General features: G+C 48.1%; 6 protein-coding genes and 3 pseudogenes. 4 read left to right on the forward strand and 5 right to left on the reverse strand.

Going from position 1 to position 11,527, the window contains the following annotated elements:
- Positions 1-921: Mu transposase domain-containing protein (locus tag AAC01S_RS16945; protein ID WP_441394807.1), on the forward strand; the 921-nt coding region annotated here is incomplete at its 5' end.
- Positions 918-1,745: an IS21-like element helper ATPase IstB gene (istB, locus tag AAC01S_RS16950; protein WP_067625252.1), complete on the forward strand. Its 828-nt coding sequence runs from the start codon at positions 918-920 to the stop codon at positions 1,743-1,745. The genes AAC01S_RS16945 and istB (AAC01S_RS16950), both read left to right, overlap by 4 nt.
- 68 nt (positions 1,746-1,813) lie before the next feature.
- Here istB (AAC01S_RS16950) and AAC01S_RS16955 read toward each other — a convergent pair whose 3' ends face one another.
- Positions 1,814-2,989: an IS110 family RNA-guided transposase gene (locus AAC01S_RS16955; RefSeq protein ID WP_067625254.1), complete on the reverse strand. Its 1,176-nt coding sequence runs from the start codon at positions 2,987-2,989 to the stop codon at positions 1,814-1,816.
- A 1,173-nt stretch (positions 2,990-4,162) separates the two neighbouring features.
- On the opposite strand from AAC01S_RS16955, the gene AAC01S_RS16960 reads away from it, so the two are divergent.
- On the forward strand, positions 4,163-4,381 hold the full coding sequence (locus tag AAC01S_RS16960; RefSeq protein ID WP_067625256.1) for a mersacidin/lichenicidin family type 2 lantibiotic: 219 nt from the start codon (positions 4,163-4,165) through the stop codon (positions 4,379-4,381).
- 137 nt (positions 4,382-4,518) lie between these two features.
- Positions 4,519-7,488, forward strand: a complete 2,970-nt coding sequence (locus AAC01S_RS16965) for a type 2 lanthipeptide synthetase LanM family protein (RefSeq protein WP_245630270.1) — start codon at positions 4,519-4,521, stop codon at positions 7,486-7,488.
- 640 nt (positions 7,489-8,128) lie between these two features.
- Here AAC01S_RS16965 and AAC01S_RS16970 read toward each other — a convergent pair.
- The 4 genes and pseudogenes from AAC01S_RS16970 to istB (AAC01S_RS16980) all read right to left on the reverse strand — a co-directional run.
- Positions 8,129-9,305, reverse strand: a pseudogene (locus tag AAC01S_RS16970) (IS110 family RNA-guided transposase).
- A gap of 274 nt (positions 9,306-9,579) precedes the next feature.
- Positions 9,580-10,131 (reverse strand): annotated as a pseudogene (locus tag AAC01S_RS16975) (IS256 family transposase); the annotation flags it as partial.
- Positions 10,132-10,372: 241 nt separating this feature from the next.
- A pseudogene (locus AAC01S_RS19035) lies at positions 10,373-10,741 on the reverse strand (transposase); the annotation flags it as partial.
- A gap of 67 nt (positions 10,742-10,808) precedes the next feature.
- Positions 10,809-11,527: IS21-like element helper ATPase IstB (gene istB, locus AAC01S_RS16980; RefSeq protein WP_157071260.1), on the reverse strand; the 719-nt coding region annotated here is incomplete at its 5' end.

The following is an 11,527-nucleotide window of genomic DNA, read 5'->3' on the forward strand; positions in this document are numbered from 1 at the left end:
TTTGCCCCGGGAACCATCCCTTCCAACACAATGTTCATTTTCTCGTCCACAGTCCACTTACGTCCTGGCATGAGTCAAACACCTCACTACGTCTATTTTACCTCACGTCATCTGTCTGGGTTGACTCTGGGGCCAGTATACCGGATGCTCTACTTGGAGTTTATCAAAGCGTCAGACCAACTGCATATCCTACGAGCCCTGCGCAATGCACTTGAGTATTTTGACGGGGTGCCAAAGACCATTCTCAGTGACAACTGTGCACCGCTCGTTCTGTCCAACGACAGACATGGACACGTGGACTGGCAACCGGCTTATTTGGATTTCGCCAAGTATTATGGGTTTGTTCCCAAGGCCTGCAAACCCTATCGCAGCCGCACGAAAGGAAACATTGAGCGCCCGATTCGTTATATCCGCGACAGCTTTTGGCCGACCGCGTTTGTGGACTTGGCAGACGTCAATCAGCAAGCAGTCATATGGAGAGATACCGTTGCCAATATCCGCATCCATGGGACAACACATGAGCGGCCGCAGTCTCGGTTCCCTGACGAAAAACTACAGAGGCTGCCGAAACATCGGTATCTGTTGGCGTATACCGCATTGCGTAAGGTCCTCAACGACTGTCGAATCTCATGGAATGCCAGCCTGTATTCTGTGCCGTGGCAGTACGTGGGAAAAAATGTGCTAGTGCGCGCGTTTGAAACGGGTCGTCTACAAATTGAATATGGCGGTCAGGTTATCGCCGAGCATAGTCTCGTGGACAAGCACCAAGTCTCCATCAACCCTGAGCACGTAAAAGGCATTCCCATGGATACGCCGAGGCATTCACGGGGCAAAGTCGCGGGTCTTCAAGTCGAACCCGACGTGGAACAACGGGATCTGGACGTGTATGAGCAAATCGCATCAGGGGGGCAATTGCAATGAGCGAAGCATTGTTATTGGCCAAGACGGAAGAATCCTTGTTGGAACTAGGGCTAAAGAAGGCCGCGTCGATTCTCCCAGCCAGCCTGGAGTGGGCTGCGGGAAAACAGGCGACGTATGTCGAGTTTCTGTCTCGTCTGTTAGAGGCAGAGACGGAGGAGCGGTTCAACCGCTACCTCCATACTCGCCTCAGCCTAGCACACTTCCCGTATCACAAGACGCTGGCAGACTTCGATTTTACGTTTCAGCCGTCCATCGACGAACGACAAATCAGGGAATTAGCACAACTGTCGTTCGTGGAGGAACGCAACAACGTCATTCTCCTCGGTCCGCCCGGCGTAGGCAAGACACATTTGGCTGTGGCACTGGGGATGGAGGCCTTGCAAAACCGAATGAGTGTGTATTTCGTCACCATGCAGCGGTTGGTCGCCGATTTACGAAAAACACATCAGGAGGGCCGCTTAGAGAAGCGATTGAAGGTGTACATCCAACCGAAACTTCTCATCTGCGACGAGGTTGGTTATCTGCCACTGGACGCGCTGGATGCAGCAAACTTCTTTCGTCTGGTCTCGGAGCGGTATGAACAAGGGGCGATGATTATCACGTCCAATACAAGTTTCACCAACTGGGGAACCATGTTTGGGGATCAGGTGTTGGCGTCGGCTTTACTTGATCGCTTACTTCACCACGCGACAACGGTCAACATACGCGGGAATAGTTACCGGATGAAGGATAAACTCAAGGCGGGCGTGACCCATGCCCTGCGAGAGACCAGCTATCTAATGTCAAGCACTCTTTCGAGTTCTAAGAACCATGAAGGGAAGTGATTTTTAGGCGCATCTATATAAGCCTGTCAAAGACAGACGTGATTTGAATGTTCAGTCGATTTGCTACCTTACGCCATTGGTTCGTATGGCTTCTTATCCCGCAGAACGGCATGAATGATGTACGTCATTTTGCGGGCGACAGCGCCCGTTGCAGCCAGGTGGTGTTTCCCTTGGGCACGCTTCTGATCGTAAAAATCCTTAAGGATTGGGTTGTGCATTTTGGCGACATTTGCAGCAAGCCAAATCGCCCGTCGTAAGTACGGTGAGCCTCGTTTGGACATTCGGTTGTGGGTTCCGGTAAATTCGCCCGAACTTCGCACCGTAGGGTCGATCCCAGCGAACGCAACGAGCTTGACGCCAGTTGGAAATCTGGAAATGTCTCCGATTTCACCGAGTATCGCAGCAGCAAGAACCGGACCAATTCCCGGAATCATCACGAGATTGGTGTCCATACTCTTCAGGCGTTTTTCTATCTCGGCGTCCAGGGATTCTAACTGTTCCTCTGTAAAGCGAATTTGCTGAAGAAGCAGGCGCAATTGTAGCCGATACGCATCCAGCGCTGTGTCAATGCCAAACGACGAGGCAGCGGCAGACTTGAGCTCCTCCGCCTTGTCCAGTCCGAGACGGTTCCGACTGTGTTTGGCCATGAAAGCCGCCAATTCTTCTGTATCTACGGCAAGGATTTCTTCCGGCGTTGTGTATTCCATCAACAGTTCGGAGGATGTCTTGCCAAATAGGTCGGAGAACAGTCGCTCGTATTCGGGAAACAACATATCGAGCACGCTGATGACTTGCCGCTTTAGGTCTGAAATGGAATCGACCAGACTGAACCGAAACCGGCTCAATTGGCGTAAGGCAACGATTTCGTCACTGCCGAGTTCTGTCGTGGTGTACCGTCCAAAGCGCAACACCTCAGCAATGATGAATGCGTCTTTCGTGTCATTTTTGGTCTGTCGAATGTACATGTTGCGAAATGCATCCGACTGAATGGGATTGATGACATGAACCTTGACACCATGCTTACGGAGAAACGAGTGTAACGCCAACCAGTAGTGGCCTGTAGCTTCCAGAGCGACTTCTGTGGATGACAAATCGGGATCGACATGCTGCATCCACTGGATCAGCTTCTGGCCACCAGCCTGCGTGTTTGGAAAACGTAGTGTCTTGCCTTGACTCTGCCCAGCTGAGTCGATGATACAGGCTTCATGATGGCGTTTGGCAATGTCAATACCAACAAAATACACAGCACGTACCTCCAAATGGGTCGGATCCGCACAACCTGGCGATCTACAACCTAGTTTGAGATTCGAAGACAGGGGTCAACCCCTCCAACATCCAGCTCATTCGTAAACGCTCGCAAGGCGGGGACTACACTCTTTCTGTCGAGAACCAATGGTCCCAAGGAGGTGATCGTAGTACCCCGACCGCTACGAGAATTTTATCTCAAAACTCTTTGGAGTACGTAACATCAATATACTAGGAGGTGAGAGACTAACCGAACATATGTCCGGGGAATCTTACGTGATGATTTTGAGGAAATCAAAACCGATGTTTTTGGGGAAATCAACCCGATTTTTTTGAGGAATTAAATCCGATGTTGACAGCAGGCCGTTACGCCAAGCCCCGGGGCTGCGCAGAAGCCGGCACAGTGTGGTTTGTACACTCACTGTGTCTCTGCCCTTGGTACCGTCGAGACGTAGATGTATACCGATTGGATCACCTTGTAGGCAAGAGGGGCTCAACCGTATGGACTCCGACGTACACCGATCTCTCTTCGGCCCACTCGGACGACGGCGAGTAGTAATGCTTCCCATTAACCGAGAACCTCCCATACTCATCCGTTTTCACATGCGTGTAGCGACATACGGCACGCGGTTCTCCAGGCAGGTATAACAACGTCTGACGGTCTCCAGTGAACAGTTGCTCGATACACCCTTCTGGTAGTGCCCCCGCCGCAAATCAGCCTTGTAGCGGGGGAGAAGCTCCTAGTTAGTTGTTTGCAAGTCTACAACAGCTGGAAGCGGGACAAGGAAGTTTCTCCGCAAACACCCGCCTTGTTCCCAACATTCCTCATTTCGTATCCAGCACATGGATTGCAAAATGCGACTCCAAAGCAGTAGTGCGCCTTGCATCCTAGGAACAGCTTAACCATTCTTACCTGGTTACTGACGCGCCAGCCAATGCCACCTGCGTTGTTCGAATACGATTCGTGACGGGACTCCACCCATTCGTTGAAGGATATCCTGCAAGGGATCAATGTTGCTAAAATTCTAATTTAGTCAGTAATTGTTTCGTGAGATGTGCTATATCCTATCACGCACCATACATTTTTGCGAAGTTGTAATTCATTAACAGACATGATAGTTTGGAATTAGTTGCAATACACTAGAACATATTTGCAAAGGAGGATCATTAAAATGACGAATGAACAAATTGTGAAGGCATGGAAGGATCCGGAGTTTCGTAGCACTTTAGAAAATGTTCCGTATCATCCGGCGGGAGACATAGCGGCCATGAATGCGATCCATGGGGATGTTCAGCCGGAAACAACTCCGACGACGATTACCGTCAGTTCCGAACCCTGCGGGTTTACTATTGGAACTGTCATTATCACCTTGACGGACGGCTGTTTCTAAATCGTCTTTTGGGCACTTTTACAAGGTCTAGTGTATTGTAACGGATTATCTAGAAGTTGCTTGGTACGCGACAATATCGAGTATACGTTGCGTACCTGCAGCTTCTAGAATTAGAGTTTTTGGGAGGTACAGGTTTGATGGTGGACAGAGAACTCGCGTTAAGGACTCTAAATATCGAACTTCGAAAGGCCTTATACAGTGGTGAACCAAGAGGGGACAACCAAACCTGCTCTGTTCAATCAATGGATCGTTTTATACAGGAGTCTAATTGGTACAAGGTACTAATATATGGACTTTCGGAAAATGAAAGCAATCCAATTGACGAAAGCGTACCTTTAACCCTTTCAATGGCTATTCGCCCATTTATTCTATGGGCAAAAAATGAACTATCAAGGAATACTAATTCATATACTAAGATATTTATGTCAGACAACTTAATGAAATCTGTAGTTAAAGGGTTGGCCCAAGAACTACTCCATATTGCTCACCGGACTCTTATACTAGAGCTAAATGTTTCCAGGGTTCTCGGAGAGCTTGAAGGTGAAACTCCTGATGATAGATTTGAATCTTTTGTAAGGAATAAACTTAATCGCAGTAATTTATATGCGTACTATACAGAATATCCAGTTCTGGCCAGAATCCTTGGGACTAGAACGTACTTTTTTGTCCAGAACGTGATAAAGGCGTTGTCTAGGTTAAATGAGGATTTTGATGAGTTACGACGCAAGTTTAATCTGTCGTCTACAATAGTTACGGAGCTAAATGCTGGTTTAGGTGATTCACATAAACAGGGGAGTGCAGTATATCAACTCCGATTCTCAGATGATCGCAAATTGATATACAAGCCGCGGTCATTAAGGATGGCTTCTATATTTACCCAAATTCTTAATTGGGCAAATAAAAATGGGCTCAAGTATGAATTATTTCACTATAGGATCCTGGACAAAGGTGAATATGGATGGGAGGAATATATCGAACAAAGGCCCTGTAGCTCACCATCTGACATTCGTCGTTATTACTATAGACTTGGTGCGTTTTTGGGACTGTTTCACTGTCTAAATGGATGTGATTTTCATTTTGAGAATATAATAGCTTGCGGCGAAAATCCTCTTTTTGTGGATCTGGAGACTCTGTTCTTTAATGTACCATTACCAAGCGAAAAATTAGGAATAAGTGAGCAAGTTAAAATGAGAATGCTAGACTCTGTAAGAGGTACTGGCCTACTACCTGTTCGATTTTTTCAGTCGGGGGAAAGCAAGGGTGTTGACCTAAGTGGAATCGGGGGAAAACCGCAGCTGTCTCCGTTCCCGGTCCCATCTATAGAGAACCAAAACACGGACGAAATGAAGGTGGTCCGCAAAACCAGGATGATGCCTGGGGCTCAAAATCTTCTTATGTTTAATGGTAGAGCAGTAGAAATCATTGACTACATCCCTGAGTTTATTGATGGATTTAGTGCTATGATGCATATTGTCATGAATAAAAATGACGAATTTTTTGACGTAGACGGCCCACTGAAGGGACTCAATGAAGCCTTGGTACGAATTGTTCTGCGTCCGACCAACCAATATGCCAGTCTGTTGTTCGACTCGTTTCATCCAGACTTCATGCGGGATGCAGTGTCTAGGGAGAAGTTTTTACACACGCTTTGTAAAGCTCGACCTCTTTATGGTGGTGAAGTAACTTCTTCGGAAATTGACGATCTGATTCGTGGGGATATCCCATACTTTGCAACCTACCCCAATTCCGTAGACATAATTAACAGTGACGGGCGTCTAATCAAGAGCATATTCCAAAACTCGAGCTATGATCGAGTAAGGACAAAGGTCTTAAAGCAAAATCCCCAGACTATTCAACGTGAAATTAATGTTATCAGAGCGACGTTGTTATGTGGAGGGCTGGTAAATCAGCCAGTAGCGAATGATAGTAATCCAGTTAACTATAGACAAATCGAGCCCTGCGACATCGAATCGGTATTGAAGGAGGTAAAGTCAATCGGTGACCATTTGATTGAGCAAGCAATCATCGACGAATCTTCTGCAACTTGGATAGGTCTTTGTGTACAAAATGGTGCGTGGAGCTACGGTGAATTAAATCCAAGTCTTTATGACGGGTTAGCCGGAATTGCTCTATTCCTTGGTTCACTGGGTGAGTTCCTGCAGGATGCCAAGTATAAAGAAATCGCAAGATTAGCCCTCAATAGGACATCAGATACTGATATTTCGCGTTCCTCAAACAGTCTATCTGTTTTTTATGGCAGTCTATCATCCATTTACGCATATGAAACTGTAAAGTGTTTTATTGGAGAAGACGATAGATGGGAGGCTCGTAAAAATAATTTAATAGAGTATCTCAAGTCGTGCGAGATATCCGACGACGAAATAGATTTTGTCGCGGGAGTATCAGGTACTGTTGTTCTTTTGTTGAATTTATTCCAAATTACAAATAATGTAATCTTCCTAGATTATGCTCAGAAGTACGCGGACGAGTTATGTAACAGATTTATAGAGGTAAGCAAGGGCAGCGCGCGTAGACTGCGAAGTGGAATGGGGCACGGATTGAGTGGGATCGCCCTAAGTTTATACAAGATATCGCAGTTTGCTTCGAATTCCCGATATAAGTCTGTCGCCAAACAATGCCTTGAATTGGAGAATAAGAACTTTCAAAACGAGAGCATGTCGCTTACTTGGTGTAATGGTGCAATTGGTTTTGGGCTTGCTAGCACATATTTAAGTGACGTTTTGGACGACGGTGGAAGTCGAAAGGACATAGAACCCGTGATCAAGCAAGCTTCGTCTACACGGCTTAGCAATGACAGTCTTTGTCATGGTAACATGGGGATTGCGGAGTTCCTTCTGGCATATGGGGTAAAATTCCATAGGAATGACCTAGTCGAAATGGCGCGATCTGTTGTAAGGGTGGTTATAGATAATAGGGAATGTGAAGGGAATTATAGATGTGGAGTTCCTAATGGAGTCGAATCACTAGGTTTGATGCCTGGTCTTGCCGGGATCGGTTACCAAATGCTTAGATGTTGTTTTCCAGACCGGTTCCCTTCTGTTCTTTTATTCGAATACCCGAAAGTAAGGACGTCGGTTAAAAACTAGTAGATGCGGCCGTTCGTCCGCACCCACGGGTTCACACAGGTTCTTCTATGCCTATCCGTGTGAGCTGTGCATGGTACAACTCGGTGTAAAGCCATCGGGCAGACGACAGTTGGTCGTGGGTACCATGTTCCGCAATTCGCCCGTGATTCGTCACCAGGATGACGTTGGTGCTCCGGATAGTCGATGGGCGGTGCGCAATGACGAAACTGGTAGGATTCTGCATCAGCCGTTGGATCCCCAATTGTATCTGCGCTTCCGTTCTAGCTCGTCTTTGACAGTTTAGCTGTTGAAAAATGGGTCATCCACATTCCCGAACCGCGCCGCTGCGCGGTTTTTCTGTTGATAAATCATGTTTCCATGGTGAAAATGTAGGTGAAAACATTATCCACATGTTGATAATGTTTATGTTTGTTTTATAGGGTTTGTGTGTTGTGATTGTGGGTAATAATATTTGAGGTGGTGAGCGCTGTGTTCGCTAACATAAATGTTGACCAGGTAGTGTCCCGTCAAGACCAGCTATATGATGTCAAGTCCATTATCGAGTTTCAAGAACGATGAGAGGAAGTGGTGTTTAAGGACGCATTTAAGTAAGCCTGTGAAAAACAGACTAATAATTCGAATGTTCGGTTGAAATAGGATTTTATGCGATTGGTTCATACGGCTTCCGGTCTCGCAGCACGGCATGGATGATGTATGTTAGCTTTCGTGCGACGGCGCCTGTAGCTGCCATGGGATGCTTGCCTTCGGCTCGCTTCTGTTCATAAAAATCTCGGAGTATAGGGTTATACGTTGTAGCGGTACTGGCGGCCAGCCAAATTGCCCGTCGAAGGTGTGGTGAGCCACGTTTTGACATTCGATTACGTGTGCCGTTGAATTGACCAGACTGTCGTACAGTTGGGTCGATTCCAGCGTAGGCAACGAGTTTCGCTCCGGTCGGAAACCTGGAAATATCACCGATTTCACCAAGAATCGCAGCGGCTAAAACAGGACCAATGCCTGGGATAGTCACTAGGTTACTATCGACTGATTCCAATCGCTTTAATTATTTCAGCGTTGAGAGATTCGAGCTGCTCCTCAGTGAACCGAATTTGTTGCAGAAGCAGACGCAATTGTAGGCGATACGCATCAAGAGCCATATCGATCCCGAACGATGACTCGGCAGCAGATTTCAGCTCCACCGCCTTGTCTAGGCCAAGGCGATTCCGACTATGCTGTGCAATAAATGCGGCGAGCTCCTCCGTGTCCACGGCTAGGATTTCTTCTGGCGTCGTGTATTCCACAAGCAACTCGGAGGACGTCTTACCAAATAGGTCAGAAAACACTCGTTCATACTCGGGGAATAGCGTGTCCAGGATACTGATGACTTTCCGTTTCAGGTCGGAAATCGTGTCAACCAGACTAAACCGAAACCGGCTCAATTGGCGTAAGGCAACGATTTCTTCACTCGCCAATTCAGTCGTTGTATGTCGGCCGAAGCGCAGCACCTCAGCGATAATGAAAGCATCCTTGGCATCATTCTTGGTTTGCCGAATGTACATGTTGCGAAATGCATCGGATTGAATCGGGTTGATGACATGGGGCCGGAGCCCATGTTTACGTAAGAATGAATGCAGAGCAAGCCAGTAGTGTCCAGTAGCCTCCATGGCTACCTGGATTGATGTTAAATTCGGATCGACTGCACGCATCCACTGAATTAGCTTCTGGCCACCGGCCTGGTTGTTTGAGAATCGCAGAGTCTTTTGCTGGACTTTTCCGTTCACGTCGATGATGCAAGCTTCATGATTACGTTTGCCAATATCAATCCCGACAAAATACACGAAAAAAATACCTCCATTGGCGGGTCCCAGAAACCTTACGAGCTACAAACTAGTGCTACATTCGCAGAGGAAGCCAAACTAGCCTCCCAACATCCAGCTCATTCGTACACTCTCGCAAGGTCCGGGTTCACAGTCTTGACGTCGAGAACCGAGTCTCATGGTGTAATTCGTGAATACCCGACCACTACGAGAATTGTATCTCAAAAACTTTGAGGTACGAGTTGAACATACTAGTGGTGGAATTTCATCGAGTGCCTCGACTACGTGACACACATCACTTATGCAGAACCGAAGTCGGTGCCAGCAACGCTTGGTTGCCTGTGACTTTGGCCATCGACTGCAGGCTAAAGTAGCGGCGTCCAATACTCCATTCCTCGTCCTGCTCTTGCAGAATGGTTCCCACAAGCCGGATTGCAGAGTCCCGATTTGGGAAGATCCCAACGACGTCCATGCGTCGGCGGATTTCTCGGTTCAACAGCTCCAGTGGATTCGTTGAACAGATTTGCCGCCAGTGCTCCCTCGGGAATGCCATGTACGCCAATACGTCTTCTTCCGCTCGCTGCAACACATCCATCGCCTTCGGAAAACGGCTCTTCAATTGCTTTACCACGAGAGCAAGCTGTTCTTTCGCAGCCTCCTGTGTTGGCTGGGCAAAAATCGTTCGAACAATCGAGGACACCATGGCTTGCGACGACTTCGGCACCTGGCTCAATACGCTGCGCATAACATGTACCTTGCAACGCTGCCACGTTGCTCCGACCAGCGTCGTTTCAATCGCCGCCCGCAATCCTTCATGAGCATCGCTGATCGCCAATTTCACCCCCTTCGTATTATGAGGTCGCCAGTTATTACTGGTTGACCCCTTTTTGTTATAGGGGTTTACTGCGGTAGCCGGGTTGGACGTTCGCCCCCGTGGGTCCATGAACCCGTGCGCTAACCCAGCTAATAGTTTGTCAAGATTCCCAGCGAATTTTTCTTTACTCTCATGTTACAGTAATTTCGGGTGTACCAAATAACCCTCCTTTTATTTATGGAAGGTTTTTCATTGAGCGTGGTATACGTAGCAGTTAAGCTAAGTCTAGGAAGAGTTCTCTCCGCTTAAGCAGTGCATAAATCCAGTGAAGCAGCTTGTTAGTGCATGCGATAACCGCCACTTTGTGGGGTTTTCCTTCTTCTCGTTTCCTGTCATAAAAGGCTTTGAGGCGCTTGTTTCCGGATTTTCTTAAACTGCACAGCACTACGACGAACAACGAATGTCTTAGCGTATTAGAACCGCGCTTTGTAATCCGGTTTATCGTAGCTGTGAACTTGCAGGAAGAGAATACACTTGGATCTACACCGGCGTAAGCCACCAGTTTCTTGGGGTGATTAAACCGGTCTATCTCCCCGATTTCAGAGATAATCGTTGCCGCGATCCTCTCGCCGATTCCTGGGATGTGTCAACGCCGGATTTCATTTGACCCATTTCGCCGGGTTAATTTTGACCCACCCAGCGGCGCTGAATCAGGACGTCGTCACGGTTTCTCGTGGGGCGCCATAAACGCCGACTCTCACCTTTTCCCGTAATCTGTAGCTCTGCCCACGGATGTTGACAATATGGCTGTGGTGAAGGAGTCGGTCTAGTAGTGCCGAAGCCAACACGGCATCTCCGAAAAGCTCACCCCACTCTGCAAAGCTCTTGTTGCTGGTGAGGATGATGCTGCCGTGCTCGTAGCGAGTGCTGACGAGTTGGAAGAACAGATTCGCTTCTTCCCGCCCAAACGGACAGTATCCGATCTCATCGACTACAAGCAGCTTTGGCCGCAGATACTTTCGCATCCGGATGTCGAGCTTGTTTTCTGCATTCGCTCTACGTAGATCCGCAACCAGATCCGTTACGCTCACGAAGTAGGCGGAGTAGCCGGAACTGAGCGCTTTTAGGGCCAGTGCCACGGCAAGGTGGCTCTTGCCGACACCGGGCGGACCAAGGAAGACAATGTTGAACGCCTCCTGGATAAAGCCAAGTGTTGCGAACTCCTCAATCGCCCTCCTGTCAACGCTGGGTTGGAACGCGAAGTCGAACTCGTCCAGCGTCTTTTGGTATGGCAGGTGCGCACGCTGGACCTGTGTCTGCACGTAGCGATGCCGCCTCTGGGAAAGCTCTTCCTCCAGCAGTTCAGCCAGGAATGACACGTAGGTTGCCTCTTTCTGCGCCGCCGTCTGCAGGCGGGATTCAAGCAGCT

The organism is Alicyclobacillus acidiphilus NBRC 100859 (assembly GCF_001544355.1).
GTDB lineage: Bacteria > Bacillota > Bacilli > Alicyclobacillales > Alicyclobacillaceae > Alicyclobacillus > Alicyclobacillus acidiphilus.

Excerpts from the sequence above, each read along its gene's own strand:
- istB (WP_067625252.1), top strand. The coding sequence starts at position 918 with ATGAGCGAAGCATTGTTATTGGCCAAGACGGAAGAATCCTTGTTGGAA.
- AAC01S_RS16960 (WP_067625256.1), top strand. The coding sequence starts at position 4,163 with ATGACGAATGAACAAATTGTGAAGGCATGGAAGGATCCGGAGTTTCGT.
- AAC01S_RS16965 (WP_245630270.1), top strand. The coding sequence starts at position 4,519 with ATGGTGGACAGAGAACTCGCGTTAAGGACTCTAAATATCGAACTTCGA.